Below are 18,689 nucleotides of genomic sequence, written 5' to 3'. Positions count from 1 at the left end.
GTGTTGCTCGATCGGATGACGCCGCTTCCAACTTGAGCCGGTCTGGTGCGAATCAGCGGTTGCGTGCCGAGACGGCCTGACAAAGGCGATGCAGTCCCACTCTATAAGAGTGTGCGGACGCCTGTCGCGGCGAGCACGCACCGTTTTCGTGCCTGCTCAACGCTCACGCCACACCGTGGTATAGAGATCGTGCCGACGGTCCTTGAGATTCTGCACCGTGCCTGCGTTGCGGGCCGCGCGCAAGGCTTCCAGACGCAGATCGGCAAAGGCGACGGTCTCGACATTGGGTGTGGTGTCGGCGGCGATGCCATCGCGCGCGAAGGGGAAATCGCAGGGGGTTAGGATGCAGCTCTGAGCGTACTGGATGTCCATGTTGTGCACTTTCGGCAGGTTGCCGACATTGCCGGACATGGCGACATAGCATTGATTTTCGATGGCGCGGGCTTGGGCGCAGTAACGCACGCGCAGATAGGATTGACGCTCATCGGTGCAGAAGGGCACGAAGATGATGTTGGCACCCTGATCGGCGAGGTGGCGGCCGAGTTCGGGAAACTCGCTGTCATAGCAGATCAATACACCGATGGGGCCGCAGTCGGTTTCGATCACGTTCAGTGCCTGCCCTCCCTCGATGTTCCACCAATAGACCTCGTTGGGTGTTGGATGGATCTTGGCCTGTTCATGCACCTCACCGCTGCGCAGGCAAACGTAACAGATGTTTTCGACCCGCCCATTGGGCATGCGTGTGGGATGCGAGCCGCCAATGATATTGATGTTGTAGCGCACGGCCATGTCGCGCAAGGCGCCCTTGAGTGGCTCGGTGTATTTCGTCAGGGCCTCGATCGACTCGGCGGGCGAGAGTTCCTGATCCTCCATGGAAAGCAATTGCAGGGTGAAGAGCTCGGGGAAGACCACGAAGTCCGCGCGGTAATCGGCGGTGACGTCGACGAAATAGCGCACCAAATCGGTGAACTCTTCGAAAGAGCCAACCCGACGTTGCATGTATTGGACGGTTGCGACGCGCACCGTGTCTGGCAGTCGTCCCCCATAGCTCTTGGCGCGTTGCTCCTCCTGCTCATCCGGGGCATTGGGGTTGCGCCAGACCAGATGGACCGCGTAGCCTGCGGAATCCTGGTCCTCTGGTAAGTAGCGCGGGAGCAGGCCCAGCACATCGAAGCCATTACGCATCTGAAAGGTCAGCACCGGATCGCGTAAGCGGTTGGCCTTGACCTCCGCGAGATAGGCCTCGGGCGAGTCAAAGCGACGCAGTCGTTTCGCCAGCGTGGGCATGCGGCCCCCGAAGACGATGCCCTTCACGCCCCAGGAGCGGGCCAGCTTCTTGCGTTCGTCGTAGAGCCGCTGGCCGAGGCGCAGCCCGCGGTATTCGGGGTCGACGCACACCTCCATACCGTAGAGGTAGTCGCCGTTCGGGTCATGGCGCGAGGCGTAGCCGCCCCCGGTGATCTCCGCCCAGGTATGGGGCGCGAGTGCGAGCGTGCCGTCGATAAGAAAGGTGGCACAGTAACCGACGATCGCCCCTTCGTATTCGGCAACGAATTGACCTTCCGGAAAGTTGTGGATCTGTCCTAGCAGCATGGCGCGGGAGTAGGTGCCCATGCCGCTGTCCTGGTAGACGCGAGCGACCAGGGCGCGAATCGCTTGGATATCCTTGACGCGGGCATTGCGGATGGTCAAGGGCGGTTTGGTGGATGTGGTTTTCGATGTGCTGGCCATCGCGACGTGCTCCGGTGTGTTGATCGGGCAGGCGGGTGAGGGGCATGGGGTCGGCGGATTGTGCCGAACCTCGCTATGGGGCTAGCATGCCCCGGTTTGCTGCTGTCGGTAGTGGATACATCAGACTCACGACACGAGGTGACATGCCCATGAAGGCAATCGAGATACGCGAGACCGGCGGACCCTCCGTTCTCCAGGTGGTCGAACGGCCGGCCCCCGAGATCGGTGGCCCGGACGATATCCTGGTCAAGCTCAAGGCGGCCGGAGTCAATCCGGTGGATACGAAGGTACGTCGGAATGGCCCCTTGGTGCCGGACGGTCTGCCGGCCGTTTTGGGATGCGATGGGGCCGGAGTGGTTGAGGCCGCGGGCGCTGGGGTGACGCGTTTCAAGCCGGGTGATGAGGTCTGGTTCTGCTGGGGCGGCATCGGTGGATCCGTTGGCAACTACGCCGAGTATATCGTGCTCGACAATCAACTGGCACAGGCGAAGCCGCGTGCGGTCGATTTCATTCAGGCTGGTGCGGCACCACTCGTCTTGCTGACGGCATGGGAAGCATTGCACGATCGCGCACGTCTGAGCGAAGGTCAGCGGGTGCTGATCCATGGCGGTGCGGGTGGGGTGGGTCATGTCGCGATCCAACTCGCCAAGGCCGCGGGTGCCCGGGTTTGCACGACGGTCAGCAGTCCCGAGAAGGCTGACTTCGTGCATGCGCTCGGTGCTGAGTATTGCATCAATTACCAGGAAGAGGATCTGGTCGCCTCCATCATGAAATGGAGCGAGGGGCAAGGCGTGGACATTGCGCTTGATACCATTGGCCCTGAGGTGTTCCGGCAGACCATCCCGGCCATGGCGCATTACGGGGATCTGGTGACCATCCTCGACCCTGGGCCCGAGTTGGACCTCACGGAGGCGCGGATGCGTAATCTGCGTATCAGTCTCGAGTTGATGCTGACCCCAATGCTGCGTGACCTGCCACGAGCACGGACCCATCAGGGTGACATTCTTCGGCGCTGTGCCAAGTTGATCGACCACGGGGATCTCCAGATCCATGTCTCCCAAACCTTCCCACTGACACAAGCGGAAGCGGCGCACAGATTGATCGAGAAGGGGCACGTCACCGGCAAGCTCGCACTGGTGATGGATTGACCCATGCGTGCGTTGGCTTCCGGTCAGGCGGTGCGGATTCCCGGTCGGTCCCTCCGCGTGGCGCTGCTCTCCGATACCCATGGCGTGCTTGATGCCCGAGTGGATGAGGTGGTGCGTGACTGTGATCTCGCGGTGCATGGCGGGGACATCGGCAGCGCTGGGGTGCTGGCGCGTCTGCGGCCCCGACTGGGGCATGTCCTGGCGGTGTTCGGGAACAATGATGTCGCGACCAAGTGGCCGCTGCCGGATCGGGAACTGCTCTGTGAATTGCCGCAATGGTTGGACATCTCCCTGCCGGGCGGACAACTGATCGTGATCCATGGCCACCAGAGCGCGGCGCGTGACCGCCATCGACGACTGCGCGAACGCTTCCCGAGCGCGCGGGCGATCCTCTATGGTCATAGCCATCGCTTGGTGGTGGACCAAACCGCCGCGCCCTGGATTCTGAATCCGGGCGCGGCGGGGCGCACCCGCACCGGGGGTGGGCCCTCTTGCCTGGTGTTGAGCGCGACCATCGCGGATTGGTCGGTCGCGGTGCATCGCTTTCCGCTCCCCGCGCGTCACCCCAGATCGCCGCGCACCCGCTCTGGTGAGACCGCGCCCACCGAGGTGTCTGCGCATGCCAGATCCTGATCCGTGTGTGGTCAAGCCACCGAAATCCTTGCTCCGTCAGGTGGGGCGGGCGATCGCAGACTTTCAGATGATCGGCGAGGGTGATCGGATCCTGCTGGGCGTCTCCGGCGGTAAGGATTCGCTCTCACTGCTGCAGATTTTGGCGCATCTGCGCACCTATGCTCCGGTGCGTTTTGAACTCGCGGTGCTGACTGTGGACCCGCAGGTGCCGGGCTTCGATCCGGAGCCTCTCAAAGACTACTATGCGCGTCTGGGCGTGCCTTGGTTCTACGAACAACAGCCGCTGATGGAGCAGGCGCAGCAGCATATGGATGGGGACTCATTCTGCGCCTATTGCTCGCGCATGAAGCGCGGCATCATGTACCGGATCTGCCGCGAACAGGGCTATGGCGTGCTCGCCCTCGCCCAGCATCTCGACGATCTCGCCGAGAGCCTGCTGATGTCGTTGTTCCACGGTGGGCAATTGCGCACCATGAAGGCGCACTATCTGAATCAGGATGGCGACGTGCGCATCATCCGCCCGCTCGTCTATTGTCGCGAGCGTCAGACTGCGGATTTTGCCGAAAGCGCCAGACTGCCGATCGTCCCCGATTCCTGCCCAGCTTGCTTCACCAGGCCCACTCGCCGTGCGCACATGAAGGCCCTGTTGGCGCGGGAGGAGGCGGAGCACCGCCATCTTTTCGCTAACATCCTGCATGCGATCAAGCCCATCATGGTGGAACCGAGACAGGAGAATTGATCCGCTGTCAGCGGATTGCGCATCCACCGCTTGAGGAAAGCACCGAAACGACCCCCTTGACTGTTTCACAACGAACGGAGGACGCCGAACGATCGTTGATCGGAATCAGCGGGGCATGATCGCGATGCGCCGGCGCGGTGAGGCGACCACGAAGATGGAGCTGGACTGCGTTCGATCAGGTTCGTGATAAGCCGTTGCGGGTATCCTGTCGGCTGCTTCTCGTGGTCCAGCTCGCCTATGTCAACATCCATCGACAACCCGCATTTCCTGCTGCGCCGGGTGCATTCCCTGCTTGGGCTGATCCCGGTCGGGGCCTTCCTGATCTTCCATCTCTGGGAGAATTCGCAGTCGCGCTTGGGCGCCGAGCATTACAACGAGCAGGTGGTTGCCGCGCTCAAGGGGATGAATTATTTGCCCCTGCTCGAGATCTTCGTGATCGCTCTGCCACTCTTGTTCCATGCCGGGTATGGATTGGTGATCTCGGCGCAGATGCGCTCCGAACTCTTGCGTTACCGCTATCCGCGCAATCACTTGTATTGGATGCAGCGCATTTCGGGTATCGGCATCCTGTTCTTTTTATTGCTGCACGTGGGCATGACGCGCATCCAGGGGTTTTGGGATCCGGCAGTGGCAGAGGATCTGTACACACACATGCAGGCGCTGCTCTCTCAGCCCTGGTTGCTTGGCGTTTATGTGGTGGGTTTGTTGCTCTCGGTGTTCCACTTTGCCAATGGGCTCTCATCGATGGCGATCGCCTGGGGCGTGACCACCTCGGTGCGCGCGCAGCGTCTGTTCGGCGGGTTCTGTGTGCTGTTCGGGTTGCTGCTGGCCGCGCTCGGTCTCCACGGACTGATGGGGTTCCTGAGATGAGTCAACCGAGCGTGATCGTCGTTGGGGGTGGGCTCGGTGGCCTCTGGGCGACCGTGCGGATCGCGGATGCGGGCTTCACGGTGACCCTGCTTTCGCTCTTTGAGGTGAAGCGGAGCCATTCGGTGTGTGCGCAAGGCGGTGTCAATGCCGTGCTCGACACCAAGGGACAGCATGATTCGGTGCGGCAGCACATCATCGATACAATCAAGGGCGGCGAGTATCTGGCCAATCAGCCTCCAGTGAAGAGCATGTGCGAGGACGCCCCCGGATTGATTCGAACCTTCGAGCGCATGGGGGTGACCTTTTCACGCACGCCGGAGGGACTGCTCGATCAGCGTCTATTCGGTGGGGTGAAGAACAAACGGACCTGTTTCGCTGGGGCCAGTACCGGACAGCAGCTGCTCTATGGTGTCGATCAACAGGTTCGGCGGCTCGAGTCCGAGGGGCGGGTGATCAAGCACGAGTGGTGGGAGTTTCTCTCGTTGCTCCGTGATGAGGCGGGCGTCTGCCGGGGCATCGTGGCGATGGATCTGCGCAGTCTCGAGGTGCGCGCCTTCATGGCGGACGCGGTGGTCATGGCAACCGGCGGAATGGGCCAGCTCTATGCGCCCAAGACCACCACCTCGACCAACTCGACCGGCGCGGCAGCGAGCCGTTGCTATCAACAGGGTGCCTGGCTGGCCAATGCCGAGTTCTTCCAGTTCCATCCCACGGCGATGATCGGGCACGATAAAACGCGGCTGATGAGTGAAGCGGCGCGTGGCGAGGGCGGGCGGATTTGGGTACCGCGAACGCCCGGCGATCGACGCCCACCGCGGACCATTCCCGAAGTGGAGCGCTTCTACTTTCTGGAGGAATTTTTCCCAACCTACGGCAACACGGTCGCCCGTGACGAGGCCGCGCGGGCGATTTGGACGGTGACCCAAGAGATGGGCTTGGGGCTCGGTGGTGGCGATCGCGTCTATCTGGATTTGACGCATCTTGATCAGGCCTTCATCTCCACGCGTCTGGGCGCCATTCTGGAGATCTATCGCAAATTCGCGGGGGTGGATCCGGTCACCGAGCCGATGGAAATATTCCCCGCCGCCCACTATGGCATGGGGGGGCTGTGGGTGGACTTCGAGCGGGCCGCGGATGGCGGCATCGCAAACGGGAGCGTGCGCAATCATGCAACCAACATCCCGGGTCTCTATGCCTGCGGCGAGTGTGACTATGCCTATCACGGGGCCAATCGTTTGGGCGCGAACTCGCTGCTCTCGGCCAGCTACTCGGGGCGGGTGGCGGGCGAGTCGGTGGTGAGTTATCTGAAAGGTTTCGCCGGCACCCGCCCCGGCGTGCGTGAAGATCTGATTGCTGATGAGGTCGCGCGCCAACAGGGCCTCAATAGAGCCATCCAGGAGGGCCAGGGGAGTGAATGTCCGTATCGGATCCACCAGGATCTGGGTGCGCTCATGACCGCCAAGGTGGGCGTCGTGCGCGCCAATCCGCAGTTGGAGTCGGCATTGAGCGAACTGCGGCAGCTTGCGGAGCGTCTGGATCGGGTTGATTTCGGCGCTGCCAATCCCTGGGCGCATCAGGGCCTGGTGTTTGCCCGGCAGTTGCGCGACATGATCACGCTGGCCAAGGTGGTCGCGCAGGGTGCGTTGGCGCGTGATGAGTGTCGCGGGGCCCACTACAAACCCGCGTTCGCACTGCCGATCCCCGCGGGGACCTTTCCCGGTGATCCGGCGTTCGAGGCCTATCGGGCGCGCTGGCAGGAGAATAACCACCAGTGGCTGAAGACAACCATCGCCGAGCATCATGATGACGGTCCGCGGATTCACTATCAGGAGGTCGACCTGAGCCTGTTTCCACCGACGGATCCGAGGGACTATCGGTGAATGTCGGCCCCATCTTTGATCCATCTTGGTGCGACCATCCATGACCGAGCAATCGATCCATCTCCGTGTCCGTCGTCAGGATCGCCCTGACAGCCCCTCCTATTGGCAGGAATTCAAACTCCCCGGTCACCCGGATCATAATGTCGTCTCGCTGCTGATGGCGCTGCGCGAGCATCCGGTGACGACCACGGGCGAGCGCGTTGATCCGGTGGTCTGGGACCATAACTGCATGGAGGAGGTCTGCGGGTCCTGCGCCATGCTCATCAATGGCGTGCCACGTCCCTCCTGCTCGGCCCTGGTCGCGTCGCTGACGCAGCCGATCCGGCTCGAACCCTTGCCGAAATTCCCCGTCGTGCGCGATCTGCTGGTCGATCGCACGCGCATCGATGAGGGGCTGAAACAGGTCAAGGCTTGGGTTCGCATCGACGGGCTTTGGGACATTCATGAGGGCGCGCCGCGCATCGGACCGAATGAATGGGCGGCGAACTATCTCTACAGCCGTTGCATGTCCTGCGGTTGCTGCATGGCGGCTTGTCCGCAGTTCGGCCCCCATTCGGACTTCCTAGGACCGGCCCCGCTCGCGCAGGTGCGCCTGATGAATGCCCATCCGACCGGTCGATACGATGCCCGCGAGCGGCTCCACGCCATCATGGGTGACGGTGGCCTGAGTGATTGTGGTCAGGCACAGAACTGTGTCCGGGTCTGCCCGAAAGAGATTCCGCTGACGACCGCCATCGGCGAGTTGGGCCGGCAGACAACGGTGCAGATGTTCAAGGATCTGTTTGGTCCGTCCTGAGGGGACGGGGACGCGGCGGAACAGCGACGAGCCGAGCACGCTGATCGGGGTGGAGGTCCTGCCGCAGACAGGCTTTGGCGAAGTCACGGTCCGCGCCGAGGATGTGATCAAGGATCCAGTCGTGGATAAGCTGCTGGTCCGTCACGGTGAGTCGCTGTTTGCCAGCGATCTGCCACTGGCGGATCAGATCCGTGTATTCGGCCATGAGCAGGGCATGCTCGGTTTGGTGTTCGGTGACATCCTCGTAGTCGATCGCGCGCATCAACGCCTCTTCGCGACTGAAGTGCTCGCGCGCCGCTTCCCCGAGTTCGATGAGGGCCTGGTGGAGGTGGGTGGGACCCTCCGGCACATCATCTTCATCCACGAAACGATCGAGGATCGCCGCGAGGATCTCGACGAGTTCGCGATGTTCGTGATCGATAACCGGGATCTGCAAGGCCCAATCGTCGTGCCAGGCAAACGGGATCCTCATGAAACCCTCTCGCGTCGTCCGTGGTGATCAGCATGCGGGCCGCGGCTCCCAACGGATCGTAAGACGCGGCCTGGTCTATCGTCGTTCGGTGTCGTCTTGAGTTTAGTCGTTTTCGCCGAGAGCGGGGTTCCAGCCTGCGTCCCGGGCCCTCGCGATGGCCGCTGAGTAGATCTGCTCATGCCGTTCCCGAAGATCGGGAGGGAGTCGGGAGGGCAGATGGCCATAGGGCTTCCAGGCCACACTGACCTGTTCGTAAAGCTGTTCGATGCGCTGGCTGCTCCAGCCTGCGCAGGTCTCATCGGTGGGAATAATCCCAAACACCCAGGCATCGCGAATGACGTTAGCCGTGGGTGTCATGGCTCCGCCGGGCTGTTGGTCGATGCCTTCGTAGATCTTGTTCTTCATCGCGTCTAGCCTGAATTGATCGAAATGTCCGGACCCCCGCATGGGGGTGTGACCTGCAGGAGCCCATGTCGTTGAAAGAGTCCAAACCTGCGCCAGCTGGCAGGGCGCACCCCATCACGGGCACCATGCCTGATCTGATCCTGGATGTCATCCGTCATGGCGAGCCGGTCGGCGGGTCACGGTATCGTGGCAGTGGGACCGATGATCCTCTGAGTCCAGTTGGGTGGGATCAGATGCGTGATGCGTTGGGTACGTCGGCGCCCTGGGATGGGATCATCAGCTCCCCCTTGTCGCGATGTCGGCAGTTCGCCGTCGACCTGGCCGCGCGGCATGGTTTGCCCTTGGTCGTCGATCCGGACCTGATCGAGGTCGGGATGGGGGCCTGGGAGGGCCGCGACCGTGTCGCGGTGGCGCGGGAGGACCCGGAGGACTTCGCGGCCTTCTATCGTGATCCGGTTGGTCAACGCCCCTTGGGGGCCGAACCCCTGGAGCGTCTGGCTGCGCGTGTGGGCGAGGCTTATCGGCGCTACTGTGAGCAACATCCTGGTCGTCACCTCCTGATCGTCTGTCATGCCGGGGTGATGCGTGCGCTCGTGGGGCATCTGCTGGGGGCGGATGCGCGCCGCTGGTATCGCTTGCGGGTCGACTATGCCGGATTGGTGCGCATTCGTCACGGTGCCTTCGGCCCCAGCATCGAGTGGTTCAATCGAGCCCGGCTCGATCGCGCATCGCGGTCTGATTGAAGCCGACCCGATCACCACCCCGGAGGCGCGCAATGGGGCGCTGACCTGAAGACCATCCCGGCCATCCGTTTGGATGGCTGGGATAGTCTGGTTGCTGGTGTCCCGTGCAATGCGCCGCACGTCTGGTCTGCATTGGCGAAGGTCGAGTGATCCGGATGGATCGCGATATACTCACGCGTTTGTCAACACCGCTGTCACCAGCTGACCCAATGCAAAAGACCGACGATCTGCGGATCCGCGAAATCAAAGAAGTCCGTGCACCCAGCGCGCTTCACCATGAGTTCCCTCTCACCGAAGTCGCCGCTGAGACGGTGCACTCGACGCGCCATGCGATTCAGCAGATCCTGCATGGACGCGACGATCGTCTCCTGGTGATCGTTGGGCCATGCTCGGTCCATGATCCGCGTGCCGCCCTGGAGTATGCCGAGCGTCTGAACGATCTGCGCACGGTCTTGAGTGAACAACTGCTGATCGTGATGCGTGTCTATTTCGAGAAACCGCGAACCACGGTGGGCTGGAAAGGGCTGATTAACGATCCCCATCTCGATGGCAGTTTCGAGATCAATCAAGGCCTCGGGATCGCACGCAAATTGCTGTTGCAACTCAATGAGATGCGGATCCCGGCGGGTACTGAGTTCCTCGACCTCATCAGTCCGCAGTACATCGCCGATCTGGTCAGTTGGGGCGCCATCGGCGCGCGCACGACCGAAAGCCAGGGCCATCGTGAATTGGCATCCGGGTTGTCCTGCCCGGTTGGCTTCAAGAACGCAACCAATGGCGATGTGCGAGTCGCGATCGATGCCATCCACGCCGCGGCCCGCCCACATGTCTTCATGTCGGTCACGAAGGAAGGACAATCCGCAATCTTCAGCACCACCGGCAACGTGGACACCCATATCATCCTGCGCGGTGGCCAACGTCCCAATTACGATACCGAGAGCGTGAGCCTGGCTGCCGAGCAGATCCTGGAGTCAGGGTTAACGCCGAAGATCATGATCGATTTCAGTCATGCCAACAGCCGGAAACGCCCGGAGAAACAGATTCGTGTTTGCCAGGATGTGGCCGGCCAAGTCGCGCGAGGCGATCAGGGCATCATCGGCGTCATGATCGAGAGTCATTTGGTTGGCGGACGTCAGGATCTTGGAGCGAACGACGGCATGGTCTTCGGCCAGAGCATTACGGATGCCTGTGTTGGCTGGGATGATACCGTGCCGATGTTGCATGAACTTGCCGAGTCGGTCACGCGCCGGCGTCATCTGTGACCACCGAGCGTGCTGGCCTGGCCAGTGCTCCCACACCACTGTGTCTGGTCGCCGCGATCGCGGCGAATCGGGTGATCGGTCTCGCGAACCGCCTGCCCTGGCACCTCCCCGCCGATCTGGCTCATTTCAAGCAGTTGACACTCGATCGGACAATCGTGATGGGGCGGCTGACCTGGGCGTCCTTGCCTGGACCGCTGCCGCGCCGGCGTCACATCGTGGTGTCGCGCGACCCGGCGTTCCGTCCCCGGGGCGCGACGCCGGCCAGCTCGCTCGATGAGGCCATCGAAGTGGCCGGAGCGGTCCCGGAATTGATGATCGTGGGCGGTGCGCAACTCTATCGCGAGGCGTTACCGCGGGCGGAACGTCTCCTACTCACGCTAATCCACGCCGAGGTCGCGGGGGATACCTTCTTTCCACCATGGGATCCCCAAGACTGGCAAGAGCGCCAGCGCACCGAGCACCCGGCCGATGCGCGCAACGTCCACGCGATGACGTTCCTCGAACTCTGCCGTCGTCACCATGAACCGCTCGGTGGTGCCCGCTCGCGCGTGTGACACGCCGCGCCCTTCTGTCGTGGACGGTGCGGCGAGCCTCGCCGTTCAGGCATGGGCTCCCGGTTCGCGATAGCCTGCGCAAGCGAGCTGGATCGGGGTGATGGCGTCTGGATCATCGAGTCGGATGGCGGTCAGGGCACCGCCCCACAGACATCCGCTATCGAGCCCCCAGACATTATGCTCGGCGAGATAACCAATGGTCGACCAATGGCCGAAGATGATGCGCTCGTCCCGGGTGCGCCGGTTGGGCATGCGAAACCAGGGGCGTCGCCCCGCGGCTTGGCTGCCGGGTTCGCCTTTCTCGCTCAGTGCCAAGGCCCCGTCTGGCTCGCAAAATCTCAGCCTCGTCAGTGCATTGGTGATGAAGCGCAGGCGCTCGATCCCGGTGAGGGCCGGTGTCCAGCGCTTTGGTTTGTTGCCATACATCTGAAGCAGAAAGTCTCGATATCCGGGACCGCGCAGGACCAACTCCAACTCCCGCGCGTACTGCCGCGCTTCGGTGAGCGACCACTGTGGAGGCAATCCGGCATGGATCATCGTGAAGCCGAGGTGGGCGTCGTGATGGAGCAGGGGGCGATGACGCAACCAGTGCAGTAGCTCATCGCGATCGGGTGCGCGCAGGATCTCATCGAGGTTGCTCTGGCGGGCATGGCGCTGGTTGCCTTGCGCGAGGGCGAGGAGATGCAGGTCATGATTGCCAAGGACGGTGATGGCCTGTTCACCGAGACCGTGCACGAATCGGAGCACGGCGAGCGATTCGGGACCACGATTCACGAGGTCGCCGACACACCAGAGGTGATCCCGCGCGGGATCGAATGCGATGCGATCGAGCAGACGCAGCAGTTCGCGATAGCAGCCTTGTAGGTCACCGACAGCGAAGATCGACATGCGTCCCCCGTTGCGGCCCCGGTCCAGGGCTCGGTCCAGAATGGGTGCGTGGCGCGCGACCCGCGCGGTTGCGGGTTTGGCCGCGGCGCAACATCAGGTGTGCGGCGGCTCCCTCAGCGGGCCGAAGTCCGCTCTTGACCCGGGGGGTGCCGCGCGCGCGGAGTCAGTGCATGGTCGTAAGCGAGGCGAGCGAGAAGGGCGGGATGGTGGCCTCAAACCGGGTTCCGTCATCGGTGATCATCCCGTAACTGCCGTGCATGCTGCCGACCGGCGTCGGAATGATCGCCCCGCTGGTGTACTCGAAGCGCTCGCCCGGTTTCAGGTAGGGCTGCTCCCCGACAACGCCCTCGCCGCGGACTTCCTGCGCCTTGCCGTCCGCATCCGTGATGATCCAATGGCGATCGAGTAGGCGTGCCGCCTCGCTCCCCTGGTTCTCGATCACGATGGTGTAGGCGAAGACATAGCGTTCCTCGCCCGGAGACGAACGTTCGGGTTGATACTGGCTGTTGGCCGAAATCTTGATCGTACAGGGTTTCATCTAGACCTCTAACACAGACAAGGGCATCCAATCGGACGATAATACAACAAGGTTCAATGTCGAGTCTGGTGGTCCCTGATGTCCGAAACCTTTCGTGTCGCCGTGGTCGGCGTCGGCTACCTGGGTCGTTTTCATGCCCTGATCTATTCGCGCATGCCGGAAGTCGAGCTCGTCGGTGTGGTCGATGTTGACACGGACCGGGCCGCCGCGGTGGCCGCCGAGGCCGGGTGCGGGGTGCTCGATGGCATCGAGGCAGTGCTCGATCGGGTTGATGCCGTCAGTATCGTGGTGCCGACGACCGCGCATCTCGAAGCCGCTGCGCCGTTCCTCTCGCGGGGGATTCCGATTTTGCTCGAGAAGCCGATCGCGGCAACCCTGAGCGACGCGCGCGCACTCGTTGAATTGGCCCGCGAGCGGGACACGATACTGCAGATCGGACACGTCGAGCGCTATAACGCCGGGGTGATGGCGTTGGCGCAGCGGATCGATTCTCCGCTCTATCTCGAGGCGCAACGGATGGGTGGTTTCGTCGAGCGGGCGACCGATGTGGATGTGGTCTCCGACCTCATGATCCACGACCTCGACATCATCCTGGCTTTGGTCGACGCCCGCATCGTGGAGATCTCCGCGGTGGGTGCCCGGGTGTTGACCGATCATGTGGACATCGCGAGCGCGCGTCTCGAATTCGACAATCACACGGTGGCCAATGTGGTGGCGAGCCGGGTCTCGGAGAAGACGACGCGCCGCATTCGGGTGTTTCAGCCGCGGCGCTATCTGTCGCTCGACTTCATCGAACAGACCATCGACATCGCCGAGCCGCGGCTCACGGCCGCGTCGCCACGGCCCGAGATCCTGCGTGAACGAATCCAGATCGATCCTGTCAAGCCGCTCGATGCCGAGCTTGCGGATTTCGTGCGTTGTGTCCGCATGGGCCATCGGCCCCTCGTCGATGGCGAAACCGGCTTGAAGGCCTTGGAAGTCGCCCTCGAGGTGCGCGAACGCATTGGTCGCTGAGTCGATTCAGAGTGCGGCCTGGACAGACGCCGGTTGGACGCCATCGACCATGGCGTTGGCAAGGCTCAGCGCGGCTCGGACGCTGCCGAGATCAGCGCGATCCGTGCCCGCGAGTGCGAGCGCCGTTCCGTGATCGACCGACGTTCGAATGATGGGTAGACCGAGCGTGACATTGACGGCTTGGCCGAATCCCAGGTGCTTCAAAACGGGTAAGCCTTGATCGTGATACATCGCCAAGACGACATCGCTCTCGGCGAGTCGATTCGGAACAAAGGCGGTGTCAGCCGGTAATGGACCGATGAGCGACCAGCCGCGGGCGCGCAAGGCGGTCAGGACCGGCTCGATGACCTCGATCTCCTCGCGACCGAGGTGTCCACCCTCGCCGGCGTGTGGATTGAGGCCACAGACGAGGATGCGTGGATCCGTGATCCCGAAACGAGATCGCAGATCGGTGTGCAGGATCTCCAGCGCCCGCGTCAGATGCGTGCGTGTGATGGCCGCACTGACGTCGCGCAATGGCAGGTGTGTCGTGGCGAGCGCGACCCGCAGCCCGGGTGTCACCAGCATCATCAGGGGTTCGGCGCCGCATCGCTCGGCAAGGAATTCGGTATGGCCAGTGAAACGAAGTCCGGCATCGTTGATGATGCCCTTATGGACCGGGCCCGTGACGAGCGCGTCACCTCGGCCATCAAGACAGGCGTCGCAGGCGATGCGCAGAGAGTCCATGACGTAGGGTGCGTGCGCCTGGTGCAACTGGCCGGGGACGACCGGTTGCGTCAAACGGACCGGCAGTACGCGCAGATGACCGATGTGGTGCTGCTGTTCGGGGTGGCGCGTCCCCGCTTCGACCAGCTCGACTCGCAGAGGTAAGCCGAGACGCTGCGCGCGCTCCCGCAGCAGATCCGGATCGGCGACCACGATCGGCGATCGCGCGAGCCGCTCCTGGGCCAGGCGGACGATCAGATCTGGTCCGACCCCGCTGGGTTCGCCGGGGGTGATTAGGATCCGGGTCACGCCTCTTCCTCGAGGCGCAGCTCGACATAGGCTTCATCGCGCAATTGGCGCAGCCATTCCTCCGTCGCCTCTTCTGCCTTGCGTCGTTGCAACGCCCCGCGCGCCTTCAGCCGCATGAATTCGCCCTCACGGTCTTGGTTGCGGCGTTCGATGACCTGGACGATGTGCCAGCCAAAAGGGCTCTGAAAGGGCTGGCTGACCTCGTTCGGCCCCAACGCGTTCATGGCCTCTTCGAAATCAGGCACCGTATCGCCCGGATTGACCCAGCCCAGATCGCCCCCCTTCAGGGCGGAACCGGTATCATCGGAATGTGAGCGCGCCAGTGTCGCGAACTCATCGCCGCCGAGGATGCGGGTGCGCAATTGACTCAAGCGCCGCCTCGCATCCTCGTCTGAAACCAATTCGTTGGTGCGGATCAGGATATGGCGGGCATGTGTCTGGATGACATCGGCGGGCGTCGCCGCCTTGATGTCGCGTAGCTTGATGATGTGAAAACCACTCGGACTGCGTAAGGGGTCGCTGATCTCGCCTTCCGCCATGGTGAAGGCGAGCTCGGTCGCAAGACTCGGAACGGCCGCCATCTCGAACCAGCCAAGATCGCCACCTTGCAAGGCGTTGCGTCCATCCGACTCGCGCGCCGCGACCTGTCCAAAATCCGCGCCACCACGCAACTGCCCCACCAGCCTCGTGGCCTTGGATTCCGCGGCTTGGACTTCGGCGGGTGATGGACTGTTGGGCAGCGCGATCAGGATATGCTGCAGTCGCACCTGTTCACGTTCGATCAGGCGGCTCGCTTCGCGCTCGAGAAAACGGTCGATCTCCTGATCCGTGACCTGGATCTGGTTGATCACGGCTTGGTTTTGCAGTCGGCTCATGATGATCTGGGAACGCGTATCCTCGCGGAAGTCCGCGAAGCGGATGCCGCCCGCCTCCAGTGTGAGCTGGAGCTCATCGAGGGTCAGGCCATTGCGCTCCGCGATCCGCACCAGTGCCTCATTGAGGTCGGCCTCGTCGACCTCAATGCCCATCTCGCGCGCCCGTTGCGTCTGGAGACGCTTGAGGATGAGTTGATCGAGGACCTGTTTCTCAAGCTGCTGCCGCGGCGGTGGCGGCGTTCCGGCCTGCTGCATCTGGGGCAGGATGAGTTCGATCTCGGTATTCAGTTCGCTGCGCACCACAACATCGTCGTTCACCACGGCGACGATCGCGTCGAGTTCCTGAATGGGCGCCTGACCGAGTGCTGGACCGGTCGTCACCGCAAGGAAGGCGAGTGCCCAGGCGCGGTGACGCGGTCGGGATTGGGGACGATCGCTAGTCCGGTTGATAGCCATAGATATCACGTTCTAAGAGTTTGTCGATCTGGTTGCCGAATGAGCCGAGTCCGGCGAGCTCGATTTGGAACAGGATGCTCGTGTTGCTGCTGTCCTCGCCGGTCTGCAGGTGCTGACCAAGCAATCTGACGCGCCAACAACAGCGGCCGTACTCAATCCCGGCAAAGGCCTCGACGGTCTGGTTGTTCAGCATTGAGTACAGCCAGCGTCCCACCAGCTTCGTCTGGCGGCCGATCGGCAGTTGCAGGGAGAGATCCGTGTCCTCATAGCTCAACGCGCTCTGCTCGCTCTCATTGAACCGATAGGCGAGATTCAAGAGCCGGCCTTCCCCGGGCGTATATTGCAACTGCAGGACTCGTTTCTCCCAGACCGATTCGTCATCGTTGGGGTTCCATTGAAAGCCTGCGCGGGCGGTTAAATGGTTGCTGATCTGGGCGGCGAATTCGCCCGCCACCGAGGATTGCACATCATCCTCGATGGGTTGATCGAACAACTGGACACGGCGGTTCTCGAAGAAGTAGATCTGGCCAATGCTCGCGCGGAATAGCTCTTGTCCAGTGGCGTTGGCGATGGTGCGTGAGGTCAGTCCCAAGGTCATCCGATTCTCATCGCCGATGCGGTCATAGCCGGTGAACCGGTTCGGGCGAAACAAACTGGCGAAGCTGAAATCGAGCGGTGTGGTATCGAACAGTGGCGCGTTGGACTGATCGGCAAAGGAGGTGAGCACGTAGTAGAGCCGTGGCTCGAGGGTTTGGAGTGCCGGGGAACCAAACCAGTTGGTCGAGCGCTCAAAGACGAGCGTTCCGTCGAGATCGAAACTCGGGATCAGATAAGACTGTTGAGCCGGCAACCCTTCGGTCTGGTTGATGAGGTCGTAACCCGTGAAGTAGAGACGCGCGCGCGGCACGATCTGTCCGAAGCTGCGGCGCAGTGGCATGCGCAGGCTGGGGACGGCAACGAGACGATTGCCGTGCACGAGTCGGTCGTGATCGAAAAAGTCGTACTGGGCATTGAGGCTGTATTCGAAGCGGTCGTTCCAGCGCTTGGGAAGCAACTCCAGTTCAACATGCGGCAGTTGCCCGTAGGGTCGATTCTGCGGACTGACTGCTGGATCAACGGTCTGGAACTGTTGGATCCGGGTCAGAAAGCGCCAGCCGTCTCCGGCATAGTGCATGTCACCGCGCTGCACCAGATTGCGCACGCTCGTGACCTCGAGTTGGTTGCCGAAATCCTGCAGATACTGATCGTCCGAGACGGCGGCAAAATCGACCGAACTCGTCCAGCGCGACCCGAACCGCCCGGTTTGCAGGATCCGGACCGCGCCGCGTGCATCGAAGTCAGGGTCTTCCCGGTCATCGGGGATGCCCTCGGCATTGATCTGGAGATCCTGGAAGGCATCAAGACGGCGCAATTCGGTCCCCAGCATGATGCCACGACGGCTCATGAGCCGTGGCGTGATGGTGGCATCCATGTTGGGCGCGATGTTCCAGTAGTAGGGGATGCTGATGTCGACGCCAGTGGTGCTCGAAGAGCCGAAACTGGGGATGAGGAAACCACTGCGCCGTCGGTCGTCGATCGGGAAGAAGAGGTAGGGTGTGTAGAGCACGGGAAGCTTGCCGATGCGGATGCGGGCATGGTGTGCGTAGCCCATGCCATCGGCTTGATCGAGTTTAAGATCCCGCGCCTTGATCGACCAGTCCGCATTGCCGGGGGGGCAGGTCGAGTAGGTGATATTGTGATACACGCTGATGCCGTCGGGGTGCATCTCGGCCACCTCGGCAGTGCCTAGGACGTTGGTTCCATCGGCGAGTCGATAGCGCGCCGTCCCGATCGTGCCGGTGCGGGTGAGGAGGTTGTAGTCGGCTTGCTCACCGAGAATGCGCAGTCCAGGGGCCTCGAAGACGATGTCGCCACTGGCGTCGAGCTGGCCGCTGCGGCGGTCATAGGTCGAGCGATCGGCTTCCAGACGTTGCTCGGCTTGGGTGACGTCGACCTGGCCACGGAGTTCGATGATATCGGTGTTCTGGTCATAGTCGACACGATCGGCGATGAGCTCGATCGGGACGCCGGGGCGGGCCTGCCAGTCCATTGTCGGGCCGGCTGAGCCCTGGCCCGGTCCCCGCGGCCCACAATACTCCCATGTCAGACCCGCATGCAGGCGCTCATCCCAGGCCGCAGGCAGTTCGAGGGCGGTTGGCGTGAATTCGAGCGCGGGCGCTTCCCCCGCATCCTGTTCGGTCGTGGGTGGGGAGTCGTCCTCCAGTCGCGGCAGCCGCGCGCCATCCGGGTCGGGCCAGAGCGGCTCCAGGGGCGAGAGCGCGCGGGGCTCCGCACTGCTGGGAACGGCCAGATCAAACGACCCCACTGGATTTGCCGCAATGGCATCGGGAGTCGGGCTCGAGCGGGTTTCCGGGGCGCTGACCGGCTCAGGTGTCGAGGATTCCGGCGTCGACATGGCCGCGCCCACGACGGCAAACGACGGCGCTGTGAGGAGCAAATAGACAAGGGCCACGGAAGCGAGATGCACGGTGAGATTCGGCTCGGCTGGAGCAGGTTGGTGCCCGGTGCTCGTCTCTTGGATCGCTGGACGGGTTCACATGAAGCTGTAACCATGGCACATCTGCCTAGGCGCGGCAATCGAGATGCCGCCTTGAGTGCCCTGGACCGGTGG

At 62.6% G+C, this 18,689-nt stretch carries 18 protein-coding genes; 10 read left to right on the top strand and 8 right to left on the bottom strand.

The features are described from left to right. Positions 1-156 precede the first annotated feature (156 nt). Positions 157-1,731, bottom strand: coding sequence for a carbon-nitrogen hydrolase family protein (locus CKO25_RS13180; protein WP_200388400.1), 1,575 nt, complete (start codon positions 1,729-1,731; stop codon positions 157-159). A 149-nt stretch (positions 1,732-1,880) separates the two neighbouring features. On the opposite strand from CKO25_RS13180, the gene CKO25_RS13175 reads away from it, so the two are divergent. The 6 genes from CKO25_RS13175 (at position 1,881) to sdhB (ending at position 7,797) form a co-directional block, all read left to right on the top strand. Next, positions 1,881-2,879: a zinc-dependent alcohol dehydrogenase family protein gene (locus CKO25_RS13175; RefSeq protein WP_200388415.1), complete on the top strand. Its 999-nt coding sequence runs from the start codon at positions 1,881-1,883 to the stop codon at positions 2,877-2,879. A gap of 3 nt (positions 2,880-2,882) precedes the next feature. Further along, positions 2,883-3,512 carry a metallophosphoesterase family protein gene (locus CKO25_RS13170; protein WP_200388399.1) on the top strand — a complete coding sequence of 210 codons (630 nt, stop codon included), beginning with the start codon at positions 2,883-2,885 and terminating at the stop codon, positions 3,510-3,512. Next, the gene (locus tag CKO25_RS13165; RefSeq protein ID WP_242467601.1) at positions 3,499-4,251 is read left to right on the top strand and encodes a PP-loop family protein; all 753 of its coding nucleotides are present in this window, start codon (positions 3,499-3,501) and stop codon (positions 4,249-4,251) included. Before CKO25_RS13170 ends, CKO25_RS13165 begins: the two co-directional genes overlap by 14 nt. A gap of 237 nt (positions 4,252-4,488) precedes the next feature. Next, positions 4,489-5,121 carry a succinate dehydrogenase/fumarate reductase transmembrane subunit gene (locus CKO25_RS13160; protein ID WP_200388398.1) on the top strand — a complete coding sequence of 211 codons (633 nt, stop codon included), beginning with the start codon at positions 4,489-4,491 and terminating at the stop codon, positions 5,119-5,121. Continuing rightward, a complete protein-coding gene (gene sdhA, locus CKO25_RS13155; protein WP_200388397.1) occupies positions 5,118-7,001 on the top strand; it encodes a succinate dehydrogenase (quinone) flavoprotein subunit in 1,884 nt (627 codons plus the stop codon). The genes CKO25_RS13160 and sdhA overlap by 4 nt, the downstream gene beginning before the upstream one ends. 40 nt (positions 7,002-7,041) lie before the next feature. Then, positions 7,042-7,797 carry a succinate dehydrogenase iron-sulfur subunit gene (sdhB, locus tag CKO25_RS13150; RefSeq protein ID WP_200388396.1) on the top strand — a complete coding sequence of 252 codons (756 nt, stop codon included), beginning with the start codon at positions 7,042-7,044 and terminating at the stop codon, positions 7,795-7,797. Here sdhB and CKO25_RS13145 read toward each other — a convergent pair. Continuing rightward, positions 7,772-8,269, bottom strand: a complete 498-nt coding sequence (locus tag CKO25_RS13145; protein WP_200388395.1) for a bacteriohemerythrin — start codon at positions 8,267-8,269, stop codon at positions 7,772-7,774. The genes sdhB and CKO25_RS13145 overlap by 26 nt on opposite strands. Before the next feature lie 102 nt (positions 8,270-8,371). Next, entirely contained in the window at positions 8,372-8,674 is a 303-nt protein-coding gene (locus CKO25_RS13140; RefSeq protein WP_200388394.1) for a hypothetical protein, read from the bottom strand. Between the two features lie 125 nt (positions 8,675-8,799). Between CKO25_RS13140 and CKO25_RS13135 the strand changes: the two genes are divergently transcribed. The 3 genes from CKO25_RS13135 to folA all read left to right on the top strand — a co-directional run bounded on the left by CKO25_RS13135 (position 8,800) and on the right by folA (position 11,233). Continuing rightward, positions 8,800-9,417, top strand: coding sequence for a histidine phosphatase family protein (locus CKO25_RS13135; protein WP_200388393.1), 618 nt, complete (start codon positions 8,800-8,802; stop codon positions 9,415-9,417). A gap of 209 nt (positions 9,418-9,626) precedes the next feature. Further along, on the top strand, positions 9,627-10,679 hold the full coding sequence (locus CKO25_RS13130; RefSeq protein WP_200388392.1) for a 3-deoxy-7-phosphoheptulonate synthase: 1,053 nt from the start codon (positions 9,627-9,629) through the stop codon (positions 10,677-10,679). Beyond that, entirely contained in the window at positions 10,676-11,233 is a 558-nt protein-coding gene (gene folA, locus CKO25_RS13125; RefSeq protein WP_338115129.1) for a type 3 dihydrofolate reductase, read from the top strand. The genes CKO25_RS13130 and folA overlap by 4 nt, the downstream gene beginning before the upstream one ends. A gap of 45 nt (positions 11,234-11,278) precedes the next feature. Here the strand turns inward: folA and CKO25_RS13120 are convergent, their stop codons facing one another. Next, positions 11,279-12,121, bottom strand: coding sequence for a symmetrical bis(5'-nucleosyl)-tetraphosphatase (locus CKO25_RS13120; RefSeq protein WP_200388391.1), 843 nt, complete (start codon positions 12,119-12,121; stop codon positions 11,279-11,281). A 163-nt stretch (positions 12,122-12,284) separates the two neighbouring features. Continuing rightward, the gene (apaG, locus tag CKO25_RS13115) at positions 12,285-12,659 is read right to left on the bottom strand and encodes a Co2+/Mg2+ efflux facilitator ApaG/CorD (RefSeq protein WP_200388390.1); all 375 of its coding nucleotides are present in this window, start codon (positions 12,657-12,659) and stop codon (positions 12,285-12,287) included. A gap of 78 nt (positions 12,660-12,737) precedes the next feature. On the opposite strand from apaG, the gene CKO25_RS13110 reads away from it, so the two are divergent. Continuing rightward, a complete protein-coding gene (locus CKO25_RS13110; protein WP_200388389.1) occupies positions 12,738-13,673 on the top strand; it encodes a Gfo/Idh/MocA family protein in 936 nt (311 codons plus the stop codon). Between the two features lie 6 nt (positions 13,674-13,679). On the opposite strand, the gene pdxA is transcribed toward CKO25_RS13110, so the two are convergent. Genes pdxA through CKO25_RS13095 form a run of 3 tightly spaced genes read right to left on the bottom strand, consistent with a single transcriptional unit; the run spans position 13,680 to position 18,473 of the window. Further along, complete coding sequence (pdxA, locus tag CKO25_RS13105; protein WP_200388388.1) at positions 13,680-14,687, bottom strand: 4-hydroxythreonine-4-phosphate dehydrogenase PdxA; 1,008 nt, start codon at positions 14,685-14,687, stop codon at positions 13,680-13,682. Then, positions 14,684-16,018, bottom strand: a complete 1,335-nt coding sequence (locus tag CKO25_RS13100; RefSeq protein WP_200388387.1) for a peptidylprolyl isomerase — start codon at positions 16,016-16,018, stop codon at positions 14,684-14,686. Before CKO25_RS13100 ends, pdxA begins: the two co-directional genes overlap by 4 nt. Further along, the gene (locus CKO25_RS13095; RefSeq protein WP_200388386.1) at positions 15,999-18,473 is read right to left on the bottom strand and encodes an LPS-assembly protein LptD; all 2,475 of its coding nucleotides are present in this window, start codon (positions 18,471-18,473) and stop codon (positions 15,999-16,001) included. The genes CKO25_RS13100 and CKO25_RS13095 overlap by 20 nt, the downstream gene beginning before the upstream one ends. Positions 18,474-18,689: the final 216 nt, after the last annotated feature.

It is taken from the genome of Thiocapsa imhoffii (assembly GCF_016583985.1).
GTDB lineage: Bacteria > Pseudomonadota > Gammaproteobacteria > Chromatiales > Chromatiaceae > Thiocapsa > Thiocapsa imhoffii.
Note: the sequence above shows the minus strand (reverse complement) of the source record. Positions and strands in the feature narration are given on the sequence as shown.